We start from the raw sequence: 26,044 nt of genomic DNA on the forward strand, positions 1-26,044 counted from the left end.
GGAGCAAACTGCCTCGCCACAGCAAGTTCGCGCTTATTGCTGGGTCTTGTGGTCCAGGGCAGCGTAGAAGTTGGCGCTTTGTTGCAGGTATTTCTGGGTGTAGGCACTGGTGCTGGATTTTTTACCGGTCAATTCCACACTGGCAGCAGCCGGCAGGGCTACGGTGGCGGAAACAGCGGAAGCGGCGATGATCGAGAAGAGATTGAAGTTCATGGCGGTAACCCTCGTGTTCGTTTGATTGAGTGGCCTGGGAAGGCCTTGGAATCAAACTTACGCCCGAGGGTTGAACCTTAGAAATGCTTTGAAACAGTAGCCGCTATCAATAGAATTAATAGAAAGGCTCAGGCCCCGTCGTACGGGGCCTGTGGCTTATTGACGCACCAGGAACTTGAGGTCGCTGGGGGCATCGATCGGCAATTTCTGCACGGTTTTGCCCAATAAACCGGTGTGGGGGTCGCGTTCGACCACCACGATCTCGTTGCTTTTCTGGTTGGCTATCAGCAGGAACTTGCCGCTCGGGTCCAGGCTGAACTCGCGCGGGTGATCGCCTTCCACCGAACGGCGCTGGATCTCCTTGAGGTGCGCAGTAGTCGGGTCCACGCTAAACACCAGCATCTGGTTGGCGGTACCACGGTTGCTCACGTACAGGAACTTGCCATCGGCGGACGCATGCAGCGCAGCACCGGCCTTGTCGGATACCGGTTGCCCGGCGGCGAAATCCACCAGTTGGGTCTGGCTGAGCTTGCCATCGTTGTAATCGAAAACAGCCACTTGTGCGCTCATTTCCGTGGTCAGCCAGGCATGCTTGCCATCGGGGCTGAACAGCAAATGACGTGGACCACTGCCCGGTGGCAGTTGCACCGATGCCGGGTTTGCCGGGGTCAGGGGCAGTTCGTGATTGGCCTTGGGGTCGTAACGGTAGGTAAACACCTGGTCCGCCCCCAGGTCCTGGACAAACACGTACTTGCCATCCGGCGACGACACCACCGAATGCACGTGGTTGGACGCCTGGCGCTCGGGGTTCACGCGGCTGGCCGGGTGCGCACTCAATTGCACCGGTGCCGACAACTTGCCGGCGGCGTCCACCGGCAGGATCGCCAGGCTGCCGCCCGGGTCTGCCAGCACCGAATAGTTGGCGATGAACAGGTAGCGTCCATCGGCCGCCACGCTGGAGTGGGTCGGCTCATTGCCCAGGCTCTGCACCTGGTTGATCAGGGTGAGCTGATGATTCTGCGGGGCGATGCTGTAGCTGCTCACGCGACCGACCGGATCTTTCTGGCCCGGGCCATTCTCATTGACCACGAACAGATACTTCTGGTCCTTGGAGATCGTCAGCCAGGACGGGTTGGCCGTCTTGGCCGCCAGTTCCGGCTTGCCGCTGAACCGGCCGGTGCGGCTGTCGAACTGCAGCCGATAGATACCTTCGCTGGTACCGGCGGTGTAGCTGCCCACCAACAGTTCATAGGTATCGGCCGGTGCGGCCTGCACCGACATCGCCCCCACACTGCCCGCCATCAGCAGTGGCCAGAATTTACGCATCATCATCCGCTTCATCCTCATCGTTGTTGTTGCCGGTAAACGCGCTCAGGCAGACCAGGCGGTGTTCGCCCGACTCACCCGTGAGCGTCCAGCTTTGCAAGGTGCCATCGAAGGTCGCGGCCTGTACCTGCTCCAGGCTGAAGCTCCAGCGTTTTTGCGCACGGCCGTCCATCGCGGTAATCAGCAGGTGGTTGTCGTCCAGCACGAAATCAAAAGCGTGCAAGCCGTCAATTTCCAGCATGTCGGCATGTTCAAGGGCGGTGGTCAGGGTTTCGGCAGTCATGGCAGTCAATCATTTACGGGAAAGCGCCAATGATAGCCCAGGGTTTCAGGGGCAGTGCCGATTTTGCTGGCAGAGCGGCTACAAATACGTCGACACAATCGCGCCCGGCCCACGCCAACCGGGGCGTTGGCAACGGTCTCGCACGGCAGTGGAAACAGTTAATAACGCATTTATGCCGTTCACTGGCCGACAGAACAGTACTTTCGCGGCTCTGGTTTATTTTTCACCCAGCCAAGGAAGCATGCATGCCGTCGATCAACACCCGCCCTCATCATTTCTCCGTTTCACTGCCGAGGGCTCCGCTGCCCTCTGCCGATGAGCCGACAGCGGCTGTGACAGTAACACCGCCCTCCCCACCTTCAAGGCCGATGCGTTCAATCCGGCCGACATCGGGCCTGCAAGGCCGGTCGCTAAATCATGCACAGAGCACCCCGGCTGCCGACACGCCGGCAAGTGCCGTCGCCAACCAATTTGCCACGCGCCCTACGCTACGCGCGGTGGTTGCCGGGCAGTTGGACGCGCTCTTGAACCGGCACTACCCCACGTTGAACTTCGACAGTGCCAACACGTCTCTGGCCGTGCCCATCGCAACGGATTCCTTGCAATACACATTGACGCCGTTGCTGGACCTGGCGCTTGAACATATGGCCAACGGCAGCGAACTGGTGTTCCCGGAAAACGCCAAATGGGTGAAGTCCGACACAGCGGCCAGCCTGAAAGTCGTCGACGCCACCGGCAACCGCGCCGCGCCGCTGGACAGCTATTCCCTGGAACTGGCGATCCGCAGCCTGCGCCCCAACCTGAAGGCCGCCTACGCCGATGCCTTGAGCCATTACTGGGGGCAAGAGGCCTTCACGGGCACCAGCCGCTGGCGCTGGCTCAGTGACACGCTCAACGACACGCTGCGCATCGCGGGCCTCCAGCAACCCGGCCTCAGCGCGATCCAGCGTGAAACCCTGGATCAGGTCACCCGCTATCCCGACGTCAACGAACGCAACAGCCGCTACGGTGAGTCCGCCGCACGCGTGTTCATCGTGGACACGACCCTCCGGCAGTCCGGGGTAACGGCCACCCAGACGAGCCCGGACCTGCTGATCACCCGCGAAGTCGGCGGCCAGACGCTGGTGCTGCATACCACCGCAGCAGGCAAGGTCACGCCGTACGCCTCCCTGGCGGATTTCGCACAGGCGTGGGGACGCCAGCTCAACCAATCCTTCAAGTTCGACCACCTCACCTGGAAGCGCAGGGAACCCGACGGGAATATTTTCGACACCCAGGCGGCCGTGATGCTCGACCGGCAATTGCAAAACCTGGACTCGATACAACTGCCGGCCAACACCCATGCAGCCGACCTGGAGCAGCTGTTTTCCCAGGCCAGCGATACGGCCTCCTGGTTCAGCACCACAACGTCATCCCAGCGCGGCAACCTGCCGGCGTGGCTTACCCGAGCCAGCGACGCCGAACGCTTCGCCTACCAACGCCAGGCCCTGACGCTGGCCGGCAGCGTGCAACGTAACCAGGGTCGCACCTTCCTCACGGATATCCCCGATATCCGCACTTACGCCGAACAACAGCTCAATGCCCATCTGGCAGCCAAGGGCTACGTCGCCAAGGACCTGGAAGTCACCTTCAAGGTCCCGGTCGGGAATATGGGCAGCGGTTACATCGAACCGGTGAAGATGAGCCTGGTGGACATGGCCCTGCAAAATCTTGCGGGCCTGCCCTCTGGCGCCATGGACGTCCGTGTACGCGGGCAACTGATCAAAGACCCCCAACTGCCGCAGATGCTCAAGGACCTGATCACCACCATCGATATCGGCAAACACTACCCCGCACTGCTTGATCAACACCTGCTCAGCGACACCGACGAGGCCAGGGCACGCGCGCACCTGTTCATTGAGCAAGTGCCACTGCAACTGACCATGCAGGCGCTTGAACTCAAGTTAAAGGGCGAAGCCGGCATCACCCATACGGGTTATCGTTTTGTGGAGGCCGTGACCCGGCCCGGCACCGGACCACGGGAGGTCGACGGTCAAGCGATCACTCTGCGCCCTTTGGCATTTGTGCGCAAACCCGGCGCAACACCGGACGTCGTCGCCAATATGTTCCTGATAGAACCGCAAAACCCCGCACACGCCCCCCACCTGCTCTACCGTCCGCAGTTGTCGCCGGTCTTGCAGGAGTTTGCCAGCCGCGATGCGCTGCTCGCCGCGATCCAGGCACCGGGCCCGCTGCAACAGAGCATCCTGGCCTGGCTGCCCAGCGGCAAGGTACGCGCGGTGTATGGCAACGGCGGATTCAAGACGCCCCATATTGCGCGCTACGGCCTCTTCAATGAATTCGATGCGCCTGCCACACCCGCTCCGACGGCCCTGGCAATCGATGGGTATGGCGCGGCCGAAAAACTGCGCAAGGATTTTCGGGACGGCAAGTTGATGCAGTACCTCTTCAACTCCAATGCCCAAAGCCTCATCACGCTCGCTCAAAGCCAGTCCACCTCTGACGCGCAGAGTCGTTGGGCGTCCTATAAGGAATTGGGCTGGCTGCTGTTCAACACTCTGCTGCCGGTGTTGCGCGGCCCTGGCGCCATGGCGGGGTGGCTGCTGCAAATGGCCAGCGTCGAGGACGACATCAGGCAAGCCAGCACCCCGGACAACCCCGACCCCGCAAAAGCGATGGTGAGCCTTCTGGTGAATGTGGCCACGTTGTTAAGCCATGCCACGCCTGTACGCCCACCAGAACGCCCCGTAGGCAATGTACCCTTCAACCAACGACCGGAAGTGTCATCCCCGTTGCGCCGAGCCGCCGGGGATACATCCCAGGTGCCTCAGGCACTGGTCGAGCAAGACACCGCAGCGGTTGTCAAAGGCATGCTCACAAACGATCACACCTTTGACTTTTCGTTTTCCAGCCCGCGCGACTTGACCCCTTCACAACGTGCCTACCTCCAATCGTTCAGCGTACCCAAACCGGCCGGGGCTACCACCGCCATCCGCAGTGGCGCCTGGGCGGGCCTTTACCTCGTCGATGACAAACTTCATGCGTTCATCGAAAACCAGTGGTTTCGCGTAGCCAGGGATCTGGACGGGCCGTTTGTGATCAACGAGCAGAACAAAACCCTCACAGGCCCGCCATTGACTCGCGACGCCAAGGGGCAATGGCGGTTCGATACGCGCCCCAAACTCCGTGGCGGCATGCCCAGGGTTGGCGAACGGGTGAAAGCCACCCTGGATCGCAATATCGAACTCAGCGATGCGATGCTCAGGCAGTACGCAGAGCAAGTCGCGCTCATGCAACCGCTGGTGGGAACCATCGAAACCAGTGACAAACGCTTGAACGAAACCGATGAGTCCCTGCGCAAGTCGAACAAAGCCCTGAGGACCCTGTGGGGGTTGGTAAACAGTGGTGATCGCGGTGCCAGCTTCGTGGAGCAGTACCAACGCGAGTTGAGGCAGAACAGAGACCTGGCGACCTTGATGCGCATGCGCTTTGAGGACGATCAGAAAAACGCCAACACGATGCTCGCCCACAGGCGCCGTGCGATTCAGGCATTGAGCAGCGATAACCCGGCGATGAATTTCAATCTTTTCAGGGAAAAGCGTGGGGACCAGTACAAAGCGATCGCAGCGACCCTGCTTTCACGTGCAATCGATCACCTGTACGTCAACGACCAGTTCACCCACTCAAAGGCCGGTGAGCCGCTCGCAAAGCTGATTGAACGCACCCACCGTAACGAGCCGGACGCCTATAACGATCTGATCGAAAACATGGCTGACCACGTCGAACGCCTCGGGCGCCAGATTCAGGCTGTCGACGCGTATAACCAACTGCTGAACGAATGGAAGAACGACAGCCCGGCCAATAAAAAACGCGCCGAGGCGTTCATCAAGGAGTTCCCGCAGCCATCGGCCAATCAGGTGTTCACCGCCTCCATGGAACGCCTCAGCGCCCTTCGGGAGTTGAGCCTGGACCGCACCACCGAACCACGCTCCCCCCAGGAAGCGTTTTTCCGCGAACGCTTCAACCAGACCGACCTGAACGCCGCCGCGAACTCCCACATCGAGCTGCAGCAACACGAGGGCTACACCGGCGAGGAGCGTATTGCGGTGTTGAGCAACCTGATCGAGAAATATCAGGCCGAATTCAACAATGCGCATGCCTTGCAAGAGACCGGCCCCGACAGCGTTCGCGCGTTCTACGGCAAGCGCTATCTTGAGTGCCTGCAGGAAGTGATCGCCCAGGCGCAGGTCGAGCTGGCGGACCTGATGCGCGAAGAACAGCATTTACCGCCAGTGGCCCCCCGCCGTGACGACAGGGCGCGCAAATCGCTCAACAAGAGGGTCTTCAAGACCCGCGACAAACAGACCCTGGTGGGCACGCTACGTGATGCACAACCCGGCCAGGATATCCCGATTATCGATGTGCTCGACTCCCGTACTGGCCAACCCCTGACCAGTTACAGCTGGCACTCGACTGAGGGCGACTGGGTCCAGATCGTCAATGCAAGGCCGGTCAGCCCCGCCCCTGTGCCGTCCCCCAAGCCCCTGTCGGCGTCCATCGGCACGGCCCGCAAGCTGATGGCAGAGCAGGCAGGCATCGAGCGCTCCATTCAGTTCCAGAAAAAGAAGCTCGATGATCCGGCTCGCCGCGATACCGTCAACCCTCGCGATTGGAGCGACATGCTCGAAGCCCAGGCTGACCAACTTGAGCAAGTCGCACAGGACGCTCAGGCCAACCATGGAGCAGCCAGTGAAACCAAGGCACTGGTAGAAACATGGAAAAGTGCCGCCAAGGCCATGCGCGAGCGCGCGATCACGCACCGTTGTGACGGCTACCTGCGCCAGCTACCCCGAGCGGAAAACATCGACTACTTATGGACCCATGGGCGTGTCGACATCAGCCTCGTCAAGCGCGGCAAAAAGCTCAAGGGCGCAGACTTCCTCACGGAGTACGCTATCCGTGAGAAGAACAGTGTCAATGTGCTCTGGTATGCACACTTCCACTACCCCAACACGACCACCGCGCAAAATGCCTACAGTGCCGCGCACCTGAAACTGCCCGAGCAGCGCTACATGACCCAAAAGGATCTGGTGGAGAATGCCGGGCGCAACAACCAACCTTTCAATAGCATCGTGCGGGCCAAAATCGAACCACCGCTGGACCAGAAGCTGTTTCTCAATCTCTGAGTTGCCTGCACACATGACAACCCTGACTCACCGCCTGCTGGGTTTTTGATCTGCTTTTGATCTGCTTTTGATCTGCTTTTGATCTGCTTTTGATCTGCTTTTGATCTGCTTTTGATCTGCTTTTGATCTGCTTTTGATCTGCTTTTGATCTTGATCTCAAGCGCCCCGTTAAACCACGCTGGCCGAACGCAGGCTTGAATCCGTGGGTAACCCGGCAGGACGCCGGGTTAGCCGCCCCGCGCCATGGATGGCGCGTGGCGGCGGCCCACGGATTCAAGCCTGTGTGCGGGAACACCGAGCCTGAGCGAGGTGCCGAGTGGTGGGGCAAAGGCTTTTTGCTTACTTTTGGGCCTTTCCAAAAGTGAGCCGCTGTAAGAGCGGAACCTTAAGCCGCCGTTACCACTTCAATGGATATGTACTCGGTCTACTCCAACATTCCGGTCGGCTCATAGGCCGCCAAGGGAGCAAGCTCCCTCGCCACAGGCGTAAACAATCCTGATTGGTTGGCAGGCAAGCCCCCACTCGCCCATACCTCAGTGGGCAAACAACGAATTGCCCTTCTGGCCCGCCAGTTTCTCGGGCTTGATCAGGAACCGCGCCAGCGCCGGCAGCAGCCACAGCGCACCGAACATGTTCCACAGCAGCATGAAGGTGAGCATCAGGCCCATGTCGGCCTGGAACTTGATGGCCGAGAAAATCCAGGTGCATACGCCGATTGCCAGGCACAGGCCGGTGAACAGGACGGCTTTGCCGGTAGATTTAAGGGTCTGGTAGTACGCTTCCTGCAGCGGCAAGCCAGCACGCAGGAAGCTTTCCAGGCGGCTGTAGATGTAGATGCCGTAGTCGACACCGATCCCCACGCCCAACGCCACCACGGGCAAGGTCGCGACCTTGACGCCAATGCCCATGAACGCCATCAGCGCGTTGCCCAGCACCGAGGTCAGTACCAGCGGCAGCACGATGCACAAGGTCGCCGCCCAGGAGCGGAAGGTGATCATGCACATGGTGGCCACGCACAGGTACACCAGGATCAGGATGGTCAGTTCCGACTGCTTGATCACCTCATTGGTGGCCGCCTCGATCCCGGCGTTACCGGCGGCGAGGATGAACTCCAGACCCTCCTTGTTGTTTTCCTTGGCGAACTCCTGCACCGCATGTACCGCGCGGTCGAGGGTTTCGGCCTTGTGGTCGTTGAGAAACACCAGCACCGGCGCCAGGGAGCAATTATTGTTGTACAGGCCGTCAGCCCGGGCGATGGAGTTGTTCAACACGTCAGGATTGCGCGACAGGGTTTCCCATTTCAGGTTGCCCTCGTTCATGCCCTTGATCATCTGCTTGGATACCGTCACCAACGAGATCGCCGACTGCACGCCCTCAGTGTTCTGCATCTTCCACATCAACTGGTCGATGGGCGCCATGGCCTCATAACGCGAGCAACCCTCTGCCTTGGTCTTGACCATCACCACCAATACATCGGAGCTGGTGGAGTAGTTGCTGATGATGAAGTTGTTGTCCTTGTTGTAGCGCGAATCCGGGCGCAGTTCCGGCGCGCCTTGGTCGAGGTCGCCGATCTTGAGGTTCTGGCTGTACCAGAGCCCGCCACCGAAGGCGATCAATGCAAGCAGAATCGACACCGGCGCCACTTTGGCGCTGGCGAACCTGGACAGCAGGCGCCAGAACGGATGCTCGCGGTGCGCATCTTTCTTGCTCTTGGCGATCGCCCGCTGGCTGATGCCGACGTAGGAGATCGCCACCGGCAGCAGGATCAGGTTGGTAAACACGATCACCGCCACACCAATCGAAGCGCCGATCGCCAACTCGCGGATGACGCCGATGTCGATGATCAGCAGCGTGATGAAACCCACCGCATCAGCGAGAATCGCGATCATCCCCGGCAGGAACAGTTGGCGGAACGTGCGGCGTGCTGCCGTCAGCGCGTTATCGGCCTCACTGGATTGCAGCGCGATACCGTTGATCTTTTGCACACCGTGGGAAATACCGATGGCGAAAATCAGGAACGGCACCAGCATCGAGTACGGATCGAGACCAAAGCCGAAAAAATGCATCAGCCCCAGTTGCCAGACCACCGCCACCAGTGTCGTGCTCAACACCGCGATGGTGCTGCGCAGGCAATGGGTGAACCACAGCAGCAGAATCAGTGTGATGACGAACGCGATTCCGAAGAACATCACGACCATCACCAGCCCGTCGATCAGGTCGCCGACCTTCTTGGCAAAACCGACAATGTGGATCTTGACGTTGGGGTTCTGCGCTTCGAACTTGTCGCGGATCTTGTCTTCGAGCTCATGGGAGAACTTGCGGTAGTCCAGGGCCAGTAACTTGCCCTGGTCCTGTGGATCCGGGTAGGACTCCAGCAACGGAATATCGACGATGCTCGACTTGAAATCATTCGCCACCAGGCGTCCGACCTGGCCGGACTTGAGCACGTTGTTGCGCAACTGGTCGAGGCTCTCCGGCGAGCCGTTATAGCTCTGCGGGATCACCTCACCACCGGCGAAGCCTTCTTCGGTCACTTCGGTCCAGCGGACGCTGGGGCTCCATAACGACTTGAGGCCCGAACGGTCGACGCCGGAGATATAGAACACCTCGTCGTTGATCTGGCGCAGGGTCTCCATGTAAGCCTGGGTGAAGATGTCACCGTCCTTGGCCTCCACCGAGATGCGCACCGTGTTGCCCAGGTTGGCCAGGTCATTGCGGTGCTCCATCATTTTTTCGATGAAGGGGTGCTTGAGGGGAATCATCTTTTCAAAACTGGTGGAGGGGCGAATCAAGGTCGCCTGCCAGAACAGGAAAATACTCACCAGCAGGCAGATGACAATCACTGCCGGGCGGTTGTTGAAGATCAGGCGCTCAAGGAGGGTCGCTTTATCGTTGTGATGACTGCTCATTCTTTACCCGCCCTTATTATTGTTTTACGAGTTCTGCGCCATTCGGCGTGGCAACACGAACGCCACCCTGCCCGGCTAGAATCAAGTTGCCATTGCCTGCCGCCGTGACGGACGACAGCGAAATGCGGTCCGGACGATTGAACACACTGAAGGTCACGCCGTCGTCATGGCTGACCACCACGCTGCCGCCGTTGCCGACGACGACAAGGGTGCCGTCCTCGAGCAACGTGGCACCCGACAGGCCAAACTCCAACGCCCCACGCGTTGCGTTCAACTCCACCTGCTCCCAGGTGCTGCCGAAGTCGGTGGAACGGTAAAGGTTGCCGCGCAGGCCGTAGGCCAGCAGGGTCTGCGGCTGGGCGGTACCGATCACGCCAAACAGCGAGCCCTGATAGGGGCCTTCGAGTTTTTCCCAGGTCTGGCCGTCGTCGCTGGAGCGGAACATGCTGCCCTGCTCGCCAACAATGAACAGCCCGGCGTCCTTGATCCGGGCGATGGCGTTGAGGTGATATTGGTCTTCGTTGTCGAGGCGGTCGCTGACGTCCTCCCAGGTCTTGCCGCCGTCGGTGGTTTCGATCAACGCCCCGTAGGCGCCGACGGCCAGGCCGTGGTTGGCATCCTTGAACCAGACATCGAGCAGCGGCGCTTCGCGCTTGAGGTCCTGATATTGCTGGGTCCAGGTGGCGCCGCCATCGGTACTGGCAAGAATCTGCGCATCATGGCCCACCGCCCAGCCATGTTTGTCATCGACGAAAAACACCGCCGTGAGCAACTGGCGGGTGGGAACTCTGGCTTGAGTCCAGGTGCTGCCCTGGTCATCGGAATAGAGGATGTGCCCACGGTCACCGACCGCCACCAGGCGCGAGCCGGCATGGACCACATCGATCATCAGGCCCTTGGCGGCCTTGGGGGATTCAATCGCGAACGCCGGCGGTGCGGCGGCATCACTGGCTGCCAGCACCGGTACCGACAACGCAACACCGGCCAGCAACGAGAGCGCTGTGGCCAGCATCGCAACCTTGCGTGCGGCGCGTGGGCGGCAAACAACCCAACCCCTGACAGGCTCACTCATAGACCTTCTCCCATTTATTATTGTTAGGGGCTTTCCCAGGCGCTGAAACCTGCAATCTAGAGCGCCTGGAGGAAGCAGGGGCCATCCTATCGGGCTTTCGAATCGTCTGACAATCGGCGCTACGTTATCTTTTGTTAACTGGCAGCATTTGGTCGTGCGCTGAATATAGCCCCATCATTTGTGTTGATTGGTCCTACACCCTGCACAGGAATAGTCCGAGAATGAATTTTTATTCCACATATTGAGTTTTAGGAATTTTTATTCCATTAATACCGTTCCCGAAAACAATAATTCAAAGGACCACGGCTATGCGTGAACTCGGAATCGGCTTGATTGGCACAGGTTTCATGGGCCGCGCCCATGCATTGGCATTCAATAATGCCCGGGCGGTCTTCGAATTGCCCGTCACCCTCAAGCTGGCCGCCCTGGCCGACGCCGACACCGAACGCGCCCAGGCCTGCGCCACCGCCTGGGGGTTTGCCCAGGCCCATGGTGACTGGCAAGCGTTGATCAACGATCCCAAGGTCGACGTGGTGGCCATCACCACCCCCAACCATCTGCACTACCCCATGGCCATGGCGGCAATTACCGCGGGCAAAGCGGTGTATTGCGAAAAACCCCTGGCGGTCAGCCTGGAACAAGCCGACGCCATGCGCCTCGCCGCCAACACCGCCGGAGTGGTGACACGGGTCGGCTACAACTACCAGCACAACCCAATGATCGTTCTGGCGCGGCAGATGATCGCCAGGGGCGAGCTCGGCGACATCATCAGCTTCCAGGGCGAGTTCAGTGAAGACTTCATGGCAGACCCCGCTTCCCCCTGGTCATGGCGCTGCGAAGTCGCCCATGCCGGCGGCGCCCTGGCGGACCTGGGCAGCCACCTGCTGTCAATGGCGCATTACCTGGTGGGCGATGTGGTCAGCGTGTGTGCCGATACCCATACCGTGCACGCCCGGCGCCCTGTCGCCTCCGGCAGCGGCGAGCAGAGGGGCATTGCGGTGGATGACCAGGTGCATGCACTGCTGCGGTTTGCCAATGGCGCGCGCGGCACAGTCAGCAGCAGTTGGCTCAAACATGGCTACAAGAACCACCTGAGTGTCGAGATCAGCGGCACGCTCGGCACCCTGGTATTCGACCAGGAGCGCTTGAACGAGCTGCGCCTGTTCCGCGTCGGCCAGGACGGTTTCCAACGCCTGCTGGCCGGTCCCGCCCTGCCCGGCTACGCGGCGTTCAGCCCGGCGCCTGGTCACCAGTTGGGCTACAACGAGTTGAAGACACTGGAAGTGCAGGAGTTGATCATGGCCGTGGCCGGCCATGGGGCTGATGGCACTGACTTTGAAGCGGCATGGGCGGTGGAGCGGCTGGCGACGGCAATCCGTATCGCGGCGAAGGAAGAACGCTGGGTCAGCGTGAACACAGTCTGAAAGATAGAGGGAGCAGGCTCCCTCGCACTTTCAGCTCACCGCCGGTCTCGAGTCAGCGCAAGGCCCGGCGCAGCACTTTACCCACCGTGGTCTTGGGCAACTCGATGCTGCGGAACTCCACGTACCTTGGCACCTTGTACCCCGTCAGGTATTCGCGGCAATGGGCAAGGATCTGTTCCTGGGTCAGGTTCGGGTCTTTGCGCACCACGATGATCTTCACCTTTTCCCCTGTCACCGGGTCTTCCACGCCGATGGCCGCTACCTCGGCTACGCCCGGGTGCAGCGCCACCACGTCTTCGATTTCATTGGGATATACGTTGAAGCCCGATACCAGAATCATGTCTTTCTTGCGGTCGACCAAGCGGATATAGCCACGCGCATCCATCACACCGATATCGCCGGTGGACAGCCAGCCTTCGTCATCCAGCACCTCGGCGGTCTCCTTGGGCCGCTTCCAGTAACCCTGCATCACCTGCGGGCCACGCACTTGCAGTTCGCCTTGTTCGCCGATCTCGGCGAGCTCGCCGTCCTCGCGAATAAAGCGCACCCAGGTCGATGGCAGCGGCACGCCGATGCTGCCGGTGAACTCCATTTCGCGCATGTGCGCAATGTCGATGGGGCTGATGCTGACCACCGGCGAGCATTCGGTGAGGCCGTAGCCTTCAATGATCGGCAATCCGGTGACTTCCTTCCAGCGCTTGGCCACGGCCGTGTGAGTGGCCATGCCGCCGGCGATCACCATGCGCAACGCGGAGAAATCCCGTGCACAGAACTCCTTGTTCTCCAGCAAGCCATTGAACAGCGTGTTGACCCCGGCAATCCCGTTGAAACGCTCTTTGCGCAGAATCATCTGCACCCGCTTCACATCCCGCGGGTTGGCGATCAGGATGTTGCGCCCGCCCAGGCACATGAACATCAAGCAGTTCACCGTCAGGGAAAAGATGTGGTACAGCGGCAGCAAAGTGACGTTGGTTTCCTGCCGACTCTGGTCCAGTTGGTCACCGACCCAGGCCTTGGCTTGCAACAGGTTGGCGATGATATTGCGATGGCTGAGCATCACGCCCTTGGCGTCGCCGGTCGTGCCGCCGGTGTACTGCAGGAACGCCAGGTCGTCGAGGGCCATCGCCACCGGAAAATGCTGCTGTGCCCGCCCCTGCCGCAGCACCTGATTGAAACGCAGCGCCCCTGGCAGTTTGAAGGCCGGCACCTGCTTCTGCACGCTGCGCAGGATGAAGTTCATCGCCGCGCCCTTAAAAGTACCGAGCAAATCGCCGATGGCCGCCACCACCACGCGTTTGACGCGACTGCCGTCGATGACCTTTTCCAGGGTGTGGGCGAAATTTTCGAAGATCACTACGGTTTCGGCCTCGCTGTCCTTGAGCAGGTGCTTGAGCTCATGGGAGGTGTACAACGGGTTGACGTTGACCACCACCGCACCGGCCAGGATTGTGCCCAACAGACAGATCGGATATTGCAGGCAGTTGGGCATCATCAACGCCACGCGGTCGCCCTTCTTCACGCCCTGGCCCTGCAGCCACGCGGCAAACGCGATGCCTTGCACCTGCCAGTCGGCGTAGGTCATCTCGGTGCCGATACTGACGTAGGCGACCCGTTCGCGGAATTTTTCCAGGTGCTCCAGGAACACCTCGCGCAGCGACGGGTAGTCCTCAATACCCGCGTCGATGTCTGCCGGCACGCCGGGCAGGTAAGCGTTCAACCAGACCCGTTCGGTTTGTTCCAGGCTTACAGCGTTCATGGCAGTCTCCTTGTTGTTGTTTTTGACAGCACTACTTTTCGACGATGGCAGTAATGCCCAGCCCGCCCGCCGCGCAAATCGAAATCAAACCGCGCCCGCCGCCGTTCTGATCGATCATTTTGGCCAATGCCGCCAACTGCCTGCCGCCCGTCGCGGCAAACGGGTGGCCGCAGCCCAGCGAGCCACCGTTGACGTTCATCCTGGCGCGATCAATAGGCCCCAGGGGCGCCGCCAAGCCTAGACGCTCACGGCAGTAATCGGCGTCTTCCCAGGCTTTCAGGGTGCACAACACCTGGGCGGCAAAGGCTTCGTGGATCTCAAAGAAGTCAAAGTCGGCAAAGCTCAGCCCCTCGCGCTGGAGCATGCGTGGCACGGCATAGGCCGGCGCCATCAACAAGCCTTCGGTGCCATCGACGAAGTTCACCGCGGCGGTCTCGCCGGTGCGCAGGTAAGCCAGCACCGGCAGGCCATGCTCGGCCGCCCAGGCTTCACTGGCCAGCAGCACCACCGAGGCACCGTCCGTCAATGGCGTGGAGTTGCCTGCCGTGAGGGTGCCGTTCTGGCGATCGTACGCCGGGGCCAGGCCGGCGAGTTTTTCCAGGCTGGTGTCGGCGCGCAGGTTGTTGTCCCGCGTGAGGCCTCGGTGGGGGCTGAGCAAATCGTCGAAAAAGCCACGTTTGTAAGCCGCGTCCAACCGCTGATGGCTGGTGAGGGTCAGCTCATCCTGGGCCAGGCGCTTGATCTGCCAGCGCTTGGCCATTTCTTCGCAGTGCTCGCCCATCGACAAACCGGTGCGCGGCTCACCATTGCGCGGCAGCAACGGCTTGAAGAACATCGACGGGCGTACCTTCAGCAACGCCTTGACCTTGTCGCCCATGCTTTTCGCACGGTTGGCCGCGAGCAGGGTATGACGCAACGACTCATTGATGCCGATGGGCGCGTCGGAGGTAGTGTCGGCCCCCCCGGCAATGCCTGCTTCGATCTGGCCCAGGGCGATTTTATTGGCCACCAGCAAGGCGGCTTCCAGGCCGGTGCCGCACGCTTGCTGCACATCGTACGCAGGTGTTTCAGGCGAAAGCGTGGTGGAGAGCAGCGACTCACGCGCCAGGTTGAAGTCCCGCGAATGCTTGATCACCGCACCCGCGGCAAATTCGCCCAGACGCCGGCCATGCAGGTTGTAGCGGTCGACCAGGCCTTGCAGGGCCGCCACCAGCAGATCCTGATTGCTGTCGTGGGCATACACCGTGTTGGAGCGGGCGAACGGAATGCGGTTGCCGCCGATAATCGCCACGCGGCGGGTCGGGGCCGGGTTGAAGCTGTAATCACTCATCGACAGGTCTCATTCCAGATAAACAAGCCACGCATATGGGGTTTATCACCCGCGAAATTGCGCACTTCGAACTCACGGCGTGGGCCGGTCACGGGGCGGCTCCACAGGGCGACCTGGCCGGGCAGGAAGATTGGCAGCTTGAAATCGCAATGGGCTTGCGCCTGATCCAAGCCACCGGGAGGTTGCTGGGCGGCCAGTGCTCGACCCAGGGTCCACATGCCATGGGCGATGGCGCGTCGGAAGCCGAACAGCCTGGCACCGATCACCGAGGTGTGAATCGGGTTGAAGTCCCCCGATACCTTGGCAAAGCGTCGGCCCAGGTCGGCGGGCAGCACCCAGCGCTGAGTGCGCAACAGGCCGTCTTCCTGCAGCGGCAACACGTCGTCCCACGGCTCGCCAACGGGGTTGCTCACGTCGCGGCGCAGGTACAGGCTGTCGCTCTCCCACACCAGGGTGCCCGCACTGTAGGCGCGGGTGGCGATGCTCAGCGCCTGGCCCTTGGCGTGGGCGACCCAGCGCTCGCAGTACACTTCCAGGCGCAGGGCCTGGCCTTCCTCCAACCGCTGATGCTGACGAATGCGATTGGCCAGGTGCACCATGCCGCTGGCCGGGTACGGGAAGCTCGGCCGAGTCAGCAGCATCAAATGCAAGGGAAACGCCAGCACGTGGGGATAAGACAGCGGCACGCCCTGCTCGCGGCGAAAACCGCAGGCGCGACCGTAGGCGGCAATGCCGTTGGCCGACAGCTCCACGGCCGAGCGCACCAAGCGTGCCTGGGGCAGCAACGGTGCGCCATCAAGCTTGGGTTTGCGCAGGGCGCGCACGCCGTCCAGCAACAATTGGGTGCGCGTCGGCGGTGGGTCGATGATCTGCGTCACGTAGTCCATGGCTCAAGCTCCCAGCAGGCTTTGCCCGCACACACGTACGACTTGGCCGTTGACTCCACCGGACGCCGGGTGTGCCAGCCAGGCGATGGTCTCGGCGACGTCAATCGGCTGGCCGCCCTGGGACAGCGAGTTCATGCGTCGCCCGGCTTCGCGAATCATCAGTGGGATCTTCGCTGTCATCTGGGTTTCGATGAACCCGGGTGCGACTGCGTTGACCGTGATCTGCTGCGCGGCCGCCCGTGCCGCAAGGCCTTGCACCAGGCCGATGACTCCTGCCTTGGAGGTGGCGTAATTGCTTTGCCCCAGGTTGCCGGCAATCCCGGATATCGATGAAACGCACACGATACGCCCGCCCGGGTTCAGGCCCTGGCTTTGCAGCAATGCTTCACTGAGTTGCAGCGGGGCTTGCAGGTTGACCGCCAGCACCTCGCGCCAGGCGGCTTCGGTCATCTTGGCGATGGTCTTGTCGCGGGTGATCCCGGCGTTGTGCACCACCACGTCAAAGGCACCGTATTGGCTGGCATGGGCCTGCAGCAACGCGGCGGCATCGGTGGCCGTAATGTCCAGCGGCAAGGCCGATCCGTTGACCCGGGCGGCCGCCTGTTGCAGTGCTTCCTGGGCCTGGGGCACGTCGACACACACCACATGGGCGCCATCGCGGGCCAGCACTTGGGCAATCGCCAGGCCGATACCCCGGGAAGCGCCGGTGACCAAGGCACGGCGACCGGCGAAAGGTGTTTCCCAGTTGACGCTGACGTGCCCTTCCACCGGCTTTTCAAGGCGTACCACTTGCCCCGACACATAGGCCGAGCGGCGCGAAAGGAAGAAACGCAGGCTGCTGTCCAGTGCCTCTTCGGCCCCCGGCGCCACGTAAATCAATTGCACGGTGATCGCCCGCCGCAGTTCCTTGGCCAGTGAACGCACCAACCCTTCCAGGGCGCGTTGGGCGATGGCTTGGGGCAAATCGCTGCAGTGTTCCGGCGCGGTGCCGAGCACCACGACGCGACCGTGCTGGCCGAGGCGCTTGGCGTTAGCGTGGAAGAACAGGTAAAGCTCATCGAGTTGCTGAACATCCACCACGCCACTGGCGTCGAACACCGCACCTTGCACCTTGAGCGTGGATGGCGCCTTGAGGGTCGCCGGGGTGGCGGCGACCGTGTCGGTGGCGCTGAAGATCTGTTGCACCTGTGAGGTCAGGCGCCCTGCCCCGGCGATGATCACCGGGTTGGCCAGGCCTGCCTGGCCGCTGCGATGGCGTTGCAGCGGCAACGGTTGCGGCAGGCCGACGGCCTGGGCCAGGCGCCGTCCCCAGGAAGAATTGACGAACGAAAGGTAGCTGTCACTCATAAAGGTACTCACTCACATGCCCTGTAAACCCGGCCCCTTGTGGGAGGGGCTTGCCCCCTCCCACATCGACCGTGCTTCGCCTAGTTGACCGAGGCGTCTTCGTTTTGGGTGGTGCGGCGCTTGGTCTTGGGTTCCAGCGCTTGCTGGCGCTGCTGCAATGCCTCCAGCAAACCAAAGTCCTGCGGGAAGTCGTCGACCTGGATGCCGTGGTCGGCGTACTCCACATAACGCCCCAGCAAGGCGTCTTCATCGTCGCTGATCAGGTCCAGTGCCCGCGCCTTGACGCGCCAGCCGGTAAACGCCGTGGTGGAAATCGGCATCGGCTCGATCAAGCCCTGCTTGACGGCGGACTTGAGCCGGGCGTCGATCAGCTCGACCTGCGGCAGCAAACGGAAGCCCAACTCGCCATAAGCCAGCTTGTCGATTTCCGGCCGAGGAATGTAGGAATTAGCCAGCAGGCGGTCACGGGTTTCGCCGGGGGTCTGCACCACGTCAGCGACCTGGGCGAGCAAACGGTCCGACGGTTTATGCAGGGGAATACCGAACGGGAAACTCAAGCCCCGCACCACGCTGGCGGCGACTTTGGACGGGTAGTTATCGAGCACTTCGGCCAAGGCTTCGTGAGCGCGCAGCAACGCATCCTGGGCCGCCCAATGCACCAGCGGCAGGTCGGCCTGGGGCCGGTCATCGTCCTCGAAGCGCTTGAGCACGCAGGACAGGATGTACAACTGCGACAGAATATCCCCCAGGCGCCCGGTGATGCTTTCCTTGCGCTTGAGTGCCCCGCCCAGCACCCCCATGGAAATGTCCGAAATCAACGCCAGCACCACCGACAACCGATTGGCCTGACGGTAGTAAGACGCAAGCGCCGGCTCGGTCCGGGCCGGTGCCGAAATCAGTCGCCCACCCGTCAGCGCATGCACCGCGGCGCGTACGGTGTTGGCCAGTACAAAGCTCACATGGCCGAACATCGCGCTGTCGAAGTCTTCCAGCGCCTTGCGCCGGTCCGGGTTGTGCGCCGCTTCCATCTCGCGGAACACGTAGGGATGGCAGCGGATCAGGCCCTGGCCGAAGATGATCAGGCAGCGGGTCATGATGTTCGCGCCCTCCACCGTGATCGCAATCGGGCTTTGCTGGTAGGCGCGGGCCAGGAAGTTGTTCGGCCCCATGCAGATGCCCTTGCCGGCGACGATGTCCATGCCATCGTTGACAATCATCCGCGCACGTTCGGTGACGTGGTATTTGGCGATGGCCGAAATGACCGACGGCTTCTCGCCGGCATCCAGGGACGCGACCGAGACCTTGCGCACGGCATCACAGGCATACAAATGCCCGGCCATCCGCGCCAACGGTGCCTGCACGCCTTCGAACTTGCCGATGGGCAGGCCGAACTGCTTGCGCATCGCCGCATAGGCGGTGGTGCCACGCACCGCGACCTTGCCCAAGCCGACGTTGGCCGATGGCAGGGAAATCGCGCGGCCGGCGGCCAGGCATTCCATCAGCATGCGCCAGCCGTTGCCGACCTGCTCGCGCCCGCCGATAACCCACTCCAGGGGAATGAACACATCCTTGCCGGTGGTAGGACCGTTCTGGAATACGGCGTTGAGTGGCCAGTGGCGTCGACCGCTGTTCACGCCCGGATGGGAGGTAGGAATCAGTGCGCAGGTAATGCCCAGAGAACCCGGTTTGCCGAGCAGCCCGTCCGGGTCTTCGGCACGAAACGCCAGGCCGAGCACCGTGGCGATGGGGCCTAGGGTGATGTAGCGCTTGTCCCAGGTCACCTTGAAACCCAGCACTTCCTCGCCTTCATGCATACCTTTGCAGACGATCCCCAGATCCGGGATCGCCCCGGCGTCGGAGCCCGCATACGGGCTGGTCAGCGCAAAGCAAGGGATGTCTTCGCCCCGCGCCAGCCGTGGCAAGTAGTAATTACGCTGGGCGTCGGTGCCGTAGTGCAGCAGCAATTCCGCCGGGCCGAGGGAATTGGGCACCATCACCGAAATCGCCGCCGCCGAGCAACGCGTCGACAGCTTCATCACCACTTGGGAGTGGGCGTAGTGGGAGAAGCCTTTGCCGCCGTACTGCTTGGGAATGATCATGCCGAGGAACCCGGCATCCTTGGTGTACTGCCAGCCTTCCGGGGACATGTCCTGCCAGACCTGGGTGGTTTCCCAGTCGTTGGCGATGTCACACAGGGTTTCGACCTCGTTGTCGAGGAAGGCTTGTTCTTCGGCGCTGAGCCGGGCCGGCGCGGCTTTGAGCAGGCGCGCCCAATTGGGCTTGCCGCTGAACAACTCGGCGTCCCACCACACGGTGCCGGACTCGATGGCTGCGCGCTCGGTGTCGGACATCGCCGGCATGATCGTACGGAACAGCTTCAGGGCCTTGCTCGACAATAAGCTGCGGCGCAGCGGCTTGATGGCCATCAGCAAAGCGGGCAACACCACCAGCACCGCCGCAACGGTGGCCCCAAACCCTGCCACCACGTTGAACAGGTAACCAATTGCCAGCCAGACGAGGCCAGCGCCAAGCCACAGAACGGCGGCGGCTTGTCGATATGCCAGGGCAATCGCTGCTGCGACACCCACCAATAACCAGATAACCATGGGGATACCTCTACTTGATTCAGGGCACGGCTGTTGCGCTGGCAGATCGAAATGAGCTGCGGCGTAAAGCCACACTACAAACTTGAAAAGATAAATTCAAATTTTGTTTTGAAATTTTTATTTAATGCTTTGCCACAAAAAAACTGGGCTGAGCGAGTCAGCCTTAACGATCAAAGGGATATGAAGGTGAAACGGGGTGCAACGCACTCGTCGCCACGTATGGCCGTGTGGAGCCAGGTAACCAGATGCGCTGGCTACCCTGCTCCACCGCTGTCTTGCGGGCGGCTTAGAACTTGTAAGTCGCCGACAAGCTGACCACATCTCCCGAGGACTCGGCCTGGCCGTCCAGCTGGGCCGCGCCGAGGCGATCCACGTTCTTGGTTCTCAGGTTGACCTTTTCCACAAACTGGTGCGAATACGCGGCGTCCACCGACAGGCCAGGGACGGCCTTGATGTCATAACCTGCACCGAACGACAGGAAGTAGCGATCACCGTCGGGAATCCGCGGGTCACGCGTGGAGTTGCGTGTCGGTGTCTGGTCGTAAGCCACGCCTGCGCGCAGGGTGAGTTCGTCGGTGGCTTTGAAGTCGCCGCCAATCGACGTCATCCAGGCGTTTTTGTAGTTGTAGGGGATGGCGACAATCGTCGAACCCTCGGACTTCAGCGTCAGGTTCTGGAACGAAGACCATTCCGTCCACATAACGCTCACGCCCATGGTCCAGCGGTCGTTGAATTGGTGGACCCAGTCCACCGCTGCGGTCGCCGGAATGTCCAGTTGAGTACTGGCATTCGCGCCATCCGGGAACAACTTGAGGCCCGGATAAGCCATTTCAACCAGTGTTTCGCCGTTCGGGCCAATCGGGTTGGTCATCGCGTTACGCCCGATGGCATCCGTGTAAATGTTGTATTTACCGGTCATCTTGTTTTTGATTTTGGCGTGATAGTTCAAGCCCAGTGTGTCTTGCAGCGTCGGCTTCCAGACAATGCCGGTGAACCATCCTACAGAACTGTTATCGACTTTCACGCGCATCAATGAATGCCCTACACCGGTTGGAAAACCAGTGCCTCCCAACCCGGGAGAGACATCCGCTGCCGCCAGCAAGTCAACGTTCTGGCTCACGAAGCCTTGGCTGCGCTGATAGATGACACCGGCACCGACCGAAAACTCGTCATTGACTTTAAACGAGAGGGAGCCTGTAAGGCCGACCGTTTCGATTTTGGTGTCGACCGCGAAATCTCGGAACTTTGAGTTTTCATTCCAGGTGGTTTTCATCCCCTGGGGTACAACCTGGCTCAAGCCAAAGGCGAAACGGTCGCCGATGGGAACGACCAGGAAACCGGTCGGCAGCCAGGCGGTAAAACCACCTTGCCCGCCATTGTTGGTATTGAGGGTAGGATCACCCAAGGTACCTTGATCATCCAAAACCGGGGTATTGGTCACCGGGTTGCCGTTGTGGTCAAAAGCCTGGCCGGAGTATTTGATCTTGACCCGCGCGTAATCGACCGTCTGCTGCGCAATGGTGGAGTCGATGAACGCCATTGCAGCCGGGTTGTTGTACGCCGCACTCGGATCGTTCTTGAACAGTGAACCGCCCCCGAATGCACGCCCCCAACCAGGTGCCCCGTAGGTAGGCGTGGAAAACCCGCCGGCCTGGGCTGGCGCGGTGGTCATCAAGCCGCCTAGAAGGGCCAGTCCCAGTAACGTCTGAGCGTGTGGTTTCTTATTATTCATGCATTACTCCTTATTATTATCTACGCCCGGCCCCTGCCGGTAATCGATACCCGAACAGGCGCCTCTGACGAGGCGCCCGTGTGTACCGGGGTGATCAGCCCTCAGGAGTTACGACTTACGGGTTAACCGTCAGCGTAGGTGCCACCACGCTCAGGGAAACCACGGTGCAGTTGCCGGAAAGCGACTGGTTGGCCGCCGACAGGGTTTTGCTGCTTGGGTTCCACGCCACCGCAATGGTGGTCGGGCCGCAGTTGGTGGCAGGGATCGACGAGATCTTGTAGCCAACGTTGGTCACGGTGCCGGTGGTACCCGTTGCAGCAGTCAGCACCCATGGCAGGTTGGTCAGTGTCGGCAAGGCGCAGAGGCCGCCGCCGGTCAAGGTGGCGCCATTGATCGAAGCCACGCCGCCGCTGACGTTACCGGTAAAGGTAATCCCACAGGTCACCGCAGCCCCGAAGGAAGATGGCGATTTAACTACGATGGTGCCGGCATTGGTGGAGAACGGACCGTCCGGAGCAACCGAAGCCGCACTCGCCATCGAAGCCGCGCCAAAGCACATTGCAAAAGAAGTTGCACAAACGAGGGTTTTCAAGCTTTTCATTGTTTTTCCTCACATGTTATGGCGAGTCAGTTCGCCAGGGGTAATGGCCATGAACGAGAGGTCACGGTGAAACTGCAGAACTTCCCTTTCCAGCCAAATTTCAATTCGATTACCGCTGCATCTTTTTTCAGTTTGTTTATTCGACAACTTTGAAGTTGGGCGGCATCTTGATCGACACCGCCTTGATCTTGCAGTCTTCGCCAATCGGCACATTGGCCGCTTCCAACTTACCGGTGGCGTTGTCCCACGTACCGTTGGCGGTCGATGGCCCGCACTTTCCGCCCAGGCCGAAGGCGTGGACATCCACGGCAATCTTCGACATGGAACCGCTTTGGGTGTCTTTGGCGACTAAGATCCAGGGCAAGTTGATAGCTTCGACACGGCTGCATTTAAGGCCACCATCGAATTCAACTTTATCGACATTCACGGAAGTGCCATCGGCCGCGACCTTGCCGGCCACCTTGATGGTGCAGTCGGCGCTGATCAAGGCGCCCTTGGAAAAACTGATGGGGCCTTGGGCGGTAAAGGCGCTGCCCGCAGGCTCGATACGAGCAGCCTGGGCCTGGTGATAAACGATCAGGCCCAGGGCGGCCAGGATGATATGGCTGGTAAACTTGGCAGGTGCTTGCATGGTGTACGTCCTTCCCTTGAATTTATTTTTGTAGGGTCAAACCACTCACTTGCATTCAATCGGCAAACCTTGGGTAATCGGAACCTGCGCGATACACAGATCCCGAGTACACCCGACAACAGATTCATTCACATCAAAACGGCGTTGTACCGTTACCGTACTTTTCCAGGTACTTCAGGCGTTGCGACGGTTGAAGATTGCTCAGGCTGATGTCCCCGGCATAATGTTTTAATACCCGATGGTCCATGCGACGTCGCCACAAGTACGGCACATAGGCCCAGACAATCATGCTCGCGTATCCATAAGGAAGTTGCGGTGACTCATCAAAGTGACGCAGCGATTGGTAACTACGCGTTGGGTTGGCATGGTGATCGGAGTGCCGCTGCAATTGGAACAGAAAGATATTGGTGACAATCCGATTACTGTTCCACGAGTGCCGAGGCGAGCAGCGCTCATAACGGCCATTGGGCAACTTCTGGCGTTTAAGCCCATAGTGTTCGACGTAGTTCACCACTTCGAGCAACGAGAATCCGTAGATGGCCTGGATGATCAGGAATGGAATGACCGCCGCACCCAGCCAAGCAATCATCGCTCCCCACAACACCACGCTGTACATCCACGCGCTGAGTACCGCGTTCTTCCAGTGCAAGGCCGGCAGGCCGAGTTTACGCAGGCGTTCACGCTCCAGGTTCCAGGCCGAACGGGCACTGAACCACACCGAGCGCGGCAGGAACGCCCAGAAACTCTCACCCAGGCGCGAACTGGCCGGGTCTTCAGGCGTGGCGACACGCACATGGTGGCCACGGTTGTGTTCGGTGTAGAAGTGACCGTAGAACGTCGGCGCCAGGGTGACTTTGGCGAGGAAGACTTCCAGGGCGTTGGGCTTGTGCCCCAGTTCGTGGGCGGTGTTGATCGCGATCCCGGTCGCGGCGCCGGTGGACATGGCCATGCCCAGGTAAGTGAACCAGCTGACCTCGCCATGCAGTTGTGTACGTGCAGTGATGTAGCTGGCCGCATGGGACAACCCACTCGCCGGGTCCAGGTTACCGACGGCCTGCAACAGGCCACCCCGGATGATCCAGTCAATGCCCCCCGCGGCCAACCAACCGGTGATCACCACCGAAGCAATGACGAACAGCACGCCGGTGTAGACAATCCAGCGGTAGTAGCTTTGGGATTCAAGGTGGCTGACGGCGGACTCGGGCGGGTTGCTGACATCTTCACCGAGCAGGCCGTCGATCAACGGGATCAGGCCGAAGATCACCAGCACGCCGACCCACCACAGTTGTTGTACGCCAGTGGTAATGGCCAGTGCGCCGGACAGCAATGGGGTTGCCAACGGCATGATGCCGAGCCACCACAGGTGGCGCTTGCCGTCGGTCCAGACGCTCGGAGCAGCCAGGGACTGATTCATGGCAACCTCCGCACAAGACCGGAGGTCCGGGAGATCAATTCAGCGGCCAACAGGCTCACCGGGCGCTGACAGCTCCGGGAAACCAACCATGCGTTAAAAGGCGTTTTTTTCATTATTTTATTCGCTCTTAGGCATTTCAAAAATTGTTTCAAATTACACATTGAAATAATTTTTTTAAATAAATAGCGCGGAATCGTTAGGTCGTCAACTAGTTTCTAGGCAGCTTTCCGACGTGACCGGACAGTCTGTTTTTCGGCTCTATGGTCAGGTGTCTAGGGCAGGCGTTGACGCCGCTGTACCGCGGGTTCGATTGCAAATTATTTACTCGCCAGGGCAAAAGGCGGATGCAGCACCGTGGCGCTTTCCGGTGGCCGGACACGCTTGGCAACCTGCTCCACCACCGCCACCACACGCTCGGTAGCGGTGATCGGCAACATATGGCCACGCCCTTCCACCACCTGCAGTTTCAGCCCGGGCACCTTGCTGGCCAGGGCCTGGCCATGCTTCTGGAAGTCGAGCACCTTGTCCCGGGCGCCATAGATCAGCCCAATGGGCAGGCTCAATTGCGGGTAGCGCTTGACCATTTCCGGCAGGTCATCGTTGACCCGGCCGATCTCGGTGGAGGCGGCGTAGAAGTTGTCGGGACGCATACCGAGCAACCCACCTCCGCGCGTGGCGAAGTCCGCCGGCGGGGCGTCCGGGGCGAACACGCCCTTCACCACCGCGCCCTTGGTCAGCAGCCCGATGGGCAGGGTCAGGGTGTGCGCCATCCAGCGACGCAACCAGGCAGGGCGCACCGCCAGTGACAGAAACACCGGAGGCAACATACGTTGAGGATGGGTCAGCGGTGCCACCAGGATCAGGCCGGAGACCGCATGGGGATGATCAAGCGCCAGCGCCAGGGAGATCGCACCGCCCAGGGAGTGCCCGAGCACCAGCGGTTTATCCAGGTCCAGCGTCTTGATGAACGCCGCGATTTGTCGAGCCTGGGCCGGCAGGTCCGACGCAGTGCCGCTGTGTCGGGTGGAATAGCCCGATCCCGGACGATCCACCGTGATCACCCGAAAACGCTCACGCAACTGGCCGGATAATGCGTAGGTCAGGTTGCGACTGCTGCCCATCAGCCCGTGGATCATCACCAGCGGTGGGCCTTTGCCTTCCTCTACATAATGAAAGCGCTCGCCATCGACCTCCACGAAGCGCCCGTTAATCGGAACAGCCGCTTCGATACGCCGCGTCATCCAGGCGCTGAAGCCCCATAGCACCGCACTTGCACCTACAAACACACCCGCAGCGACAACCCATTCGACAGCCATAGCTCGGTCCT

Annotated in this window: 17 protein-coding genes; 2 read left to right on the forward strand and 15 right to left on the reverse strand. The window is 60.7% G+C overall.

Going from position 1 to position 26,044, the window contains the following annotated elements; translation table 11 throughout:
• Positions 1 to 33: 33 nt before the first annotated feature.
• The 3 genes from EXW71_RS02765 to EXW71_RS02775 all read right to left on the reverse strand — a co-directional run bounded on the left by EXW71_RS02765 (position 34) and on the right by EXW71_RS02775 (position 1,822).
• Positions 34 to 213, reverse strand: coding sequence for a hypothetical protein (locus EXW71_RS02765; RefSeq protein ID WP_024075918.1), 180 nt, complete (start codon positions 211 to 213; stop codon positions 34 to 36).
• 156 nt (positions 214 to 369) lie between these two features.
• A complete protein-coding gene (locus EXW71_RS02770; RefSeq protein ID WP_134657496.1) occupies positions 370 to 1,545 on the reverse strand; it encodes a lactonase family protein in 1,176 nt (391 codons plus the stop codon).
• Positions 1,532 to 1,822 (reverse strand): DUF5629 family protein, encoded by a 291-nt coding sequence (locus EXW71_RS02775; protein ID WP_123718608.1) that lies wholly within the window; start codon positions 1,820 to 1,822, stop codon positions 1,532 to 1,534. The genes EXW71_RS02770 and EXW71_RS02775 overlap by 14 nt, the downstream gene beginning before the upstream one ends.
• A gap of 368 nt (positions 1,823 to 2,190) precedes the next feature.
• Here EXW71_RS02775 and EXW71_RS02780 point away from each other — a divergent pair, with 368 nt between their 5' ends.
• Positions 2,191 to 7,008: a dermonecrotic toxin domain-containing protein gene (locus tag EXW71_RS02780; RefSeq protein ID WP_256657069.1), complete on the forward strand. Its 4,818-nt coding sequence runs from the start codon at positions 2,191 to 2,193 to the stop codon at positions 7,006 to 7,008.
• A gap of 533 nt (positions 7,009 to 7,541) precedes the next feature.
• Here EXW71_RS02780 and EXW71_RS02790 read toward each other — a convergent pair.
• Together EXW71_RS02790 and EXW71_RS02795 are read right to left on the reverse strand one after the other, a co-directional pair.
• On the reverse strand, positions 7,542 to 9,917 hold the full coding sequence (locus EXW71_RS02790; RefSeq protein ID WP_134657497.1) for an RND family transporter: 2,376 nt from the start codon (positions 9,915 to 9,917) through the stop codon (positions 7,542 to 7,544).
• 16 nt (positions 9,918 to 9,933) lie between these two features.
• The gene (locus EXW71_RS02795; RefSeq protein ID WP_134657498.1) at positions 9,934 to 10,989 is read right to left on the reverse strand and encodes a YCF48-related protein; all 1,056 of its coding nucleotides are present in this window, start codon (positions 10,987 to 10,989) and stop codon (positions 9,934 to 9,936) included.
• Positions 10,990 to 11,297: 308 nt separating this feature from the next.
• On the opposite strand from EXW71_RS02795, the gene EXW71_RS02800 reads away from it, so the two are divergent.
• A complete protein-coding gene (locus EXW71_RS02800; RefSeq protein ID WP_134657499.1) occupies positions 11,298 to 12,413 on the forward strand; it encodes a Gfo/Idh/MocA family protein in 1,116 nt (371 codons plus the stop codon).
• A 52-nt stretch (positions 12,414 to 12,465) separates the two neighbouring features.
• Here EXW71_RS02800 and EXW71_RS02805 read toward each other — a convergent pair whose 3' ends face one another.
• From EXW71_RS02805 to EXW71_RS02850, 10 genes are all read right to left on the reverse strand, one after another.
• A complete protein-coding gene (locus EXW71_RS02805) occupies positions 12,466 to 14,169 on the reverse strand; it encodes an AMP-binding protein (protein ID WP_134657500.1) in 1,704 nt (567 codons plus the stop codon).
• Positions 14,170 to 14,200: 31 nt separating this feature from the next.
• Complete coding sequence (locus EXW71_RS02810) at positions 14,201 to 15,499, reverse strand: acetyl-CoA C-acetyltransferase (protein ID WP_134657501.1); 1,299 nt, start codon at positions 15,497 to 15,499, stop codon at positions 14,201 to 14,203.
• On the reverse strand, positions 15,496 to 16,386 hold the full coding sequence (locus EXW71_RS02815; RefSeq protein WP_123718613.1) for a MaoC/PaaZ C-terminal domain-containing protein: 891 nt from the start codon (positions 16,384 to 16,386) through the stop codon (positions 15,496 to 15,498). Before EXW71_RS02815 ends, EXW71_RS02810 begins: the two co-directional genes overlap by 4 nt.
• Before the next feature lie 3 nt (positions 16,387 to 16,389).
• Positions 16,390 to 17,733 carry a 3-oxoacyl-ACP reductase gene (locus EXW71_RS02820; protein WP_134657502.1) on the reverse strand — a complete coding sequence of 448 codons (1,344 nt, stop codon included), beginning with the start codon at positions 17,731 to 17,733 and terminating at the stop codon, positions 16,390 to 16,392.
• A gap of 80 nt (positions 17,734 to 17,813) precedes the next feature.
• On the reverse strand, positions 17,814 to 20,339 hold the full coding sequence (locus tag EXW71_RS02825; protein WP_134657503.1) for an acyl-CoA dehydrogenase: 2,526 nt from the start codon (positions 20,337 to 20,339) through the stop codon (positions 17,814 to 17,816).
• 286 nt (positions 20,340 to 20,625) lie between these two features.
• Positions 20,626 to 22,071 (reverse strand): outer membrane protein transport protein, encoded by a 1,446-nt coding sequence (locus EXW71_RS02830; RefSeq protein WP_134657504.1) that lies wholly within the window; start codon positions 22,069 to 22,071, stop codon positions 20,626 to 20,628.
• A 115-nt stretch (positions 22,072 to 22,186) separates the two neighbouring features.
• On the reverse strand, positions 22,187 to 22,672 hold the full coding sequence (praB, locus tag EXW71_RS28955) for an alkane oxidation protein activator PraB (RefSeq protein ID WP_248730562.1): 486 nt from the start codon (positions 22,670 to 22,672) through the stop codon (positions 22,187 to 22,189).
• 136 nt (positions 22,673 to 22,808) lie between these two features.
• Complete coding sequence (gene praA / locus EXW71_RS02840; RefSeq protein ID WP_134657505.1) at positions 22,809 to 23,303, reverse strand: alkane oxidation protein activator PraA; 495 nt, start codon at positions 23,301 to 23,303, stop codon at positions 22,809 to 22,811.
• Positions 23,304 to 23,436: 133 nt separating this feature from the next.
• On the reverse strand, positions 23,437 to 24,717 hold the full coding sequence (locus EXW71_RS02845) for an alkane 1-monooxygenase (RefSeq protein WP_134657506.1): 1,281 nt from the start codon (positions 24,715 to 24,717) through the stop codon (positions 23,437 to 23,439).
• Between the two features lie 317 nt (positions 24,718 to 25,034).
• On the reverse strand, positions 25,035 to 26,033 hold the full coding sequence (locus EXW71_RS02850) for an alpha/beta fold hydrolase (protein WP_177421570.1): 999 nt from the start codon (positions 26,031 to 26,033) through the stop codon (positions 25,035 to 25,037).
• Between the last annotated feature and the right edge of the window lie 11 nt (positions 26,034 to 26,044).

Origin of the sequence: Pseudomonas sp. BCA17 (assembly GCF_004519405.1) — a bacterium.
In the GTDB taxonomy this organism is placed as follows: Bacteria; Pseudomonadota; Gammaproteobacteria; order Pseudomonadales; family Pseudomonadaceae; genus Aquipseudomonas.

Excerpts from the sequence above, each read along its gene's own strand:
- EXW71_RS02765 (WP_024075918.1), bottom strand. The coding sequence starts at position 213 with ATGAACTTCAATCTCTTCTCGATCATCGCCGCTTCCGCTGTTTCCGCC.
- EXW71_RS02770 (WP_134657496.1), bottom strand. The coding sequence starts at position 1,545 with ATGATGATGCGTAAATTCTGGCCACTGCTGATGGCGGGCAGTGTGGGG.
- EXW71_RS02775 (WP_123718608.1), bottom strand. The coding sequence starts at position 1,822 with ATGACTGCCGAAACCCTGACCACCGCCCTTGAACATGCCGACATGCTG.
- EXW71_RS02780 (WP_256657069.1), top strand. The coding sequence starts at position 2,191 with ATGCGTTCAATCCGGCCGACATCGGGCCTGCAAGGCCGGTCGCTAAAT.
- EXW71_RS02790 (WP_134657497.1), bottom strand. The coding sequence starts at position 9,917 with ATGAGCAGTCATCACAACGATAAAGCGACCCTCCTTGAGCGCCTGATC.
- EXW71_RS02795 (WP_134657498.1), bottom strand. The coding sequence starts at position 10,989 with ATGAGTGAGCCTGTCAGGGGTTGGGTTGTTTGCCGCCCACGCGCCGCA.
- EXW71_RS02800 (WP_134657499.1), top strand. The coding sequence starts at position 11,298 with ATGCGTGAACTCGGAATCGGCTTGATTGGCACAGGTTTCATGGGCCGC.
- EXW71_RS02805 (WP_134657500.1), bottom strand. The coding sequence starts at position 14,169 with ATGAACGCTGTAAGCCTGGAACAAACCGAACGGGTCTGGTTGAACGCT.
- EXW71_RS02810 (WP_134657501.1), bottom strand. The coding sequence starts at position 15,499 with ATGAGTGATTACAGCTTCAACCCGGCCCCGACCCGCCGCGTGGCGATT.
- EXW71_RS02815 (WP_123718613.1), bottom strand. The coding sequence starts at position 16,386 with ATGGACTACGTGACGCAGATCATCGACCCACCGCCGACGCGCACCCAA.
- EXW71_RS02820 (WP_134657502.1), bottom strand. The coding sequence starts at position 17,733 with ATGAGTGACAGCTACCTTTCGTTCGTCAATTCTTCCTGGGGACGGCGC.
- EXW71_RS02825 (WP_134657503.1), bottom strand. The coding sequence starts at position 20,339 with ATGGTTATCTGGTTATTGGTGGGTGTCGCAGCAGCGATTGCCCTGGCA.
- EXW71_RS02830 (WP_134657504.1), bottom strand. The coding sequence starts at position 22,071 with ATGAATAATAAGAAACCACACGCTCAGACGTTACTGGGACTGGCCCTT.
- praB (WP_248730562.1), bottom strand. The coding sequence starts at position 22,672 with ATGAAAAGCTTGAAAACCCTCGTTTGTGCAACTTCTTTTGCAATGTGC.
- praA (WP_134657505.1), bottom strand. The coding sequence starts at position 23,303 with ATGCAAGCACCTGCCAAGTTTACCAGCCATATCATCCTGGCCGCCCTG.
- EXW71_RS02845 (WP_134657506.1), bottom strand. The coding sequence starts at position 24,717 with ATGAATCAGTCCCTGGCTGCTCCGAGCGTCTGGACCGACGGCAAGCGC.
- EXW71_RS02850 (WP_177421570.1), bottom strand. The coding sequence starts at position 26,033 with ATGGCTGTCGAATGGGTTGTCGCTGCGGGTGTGTTTGTAGGTGCAAGT.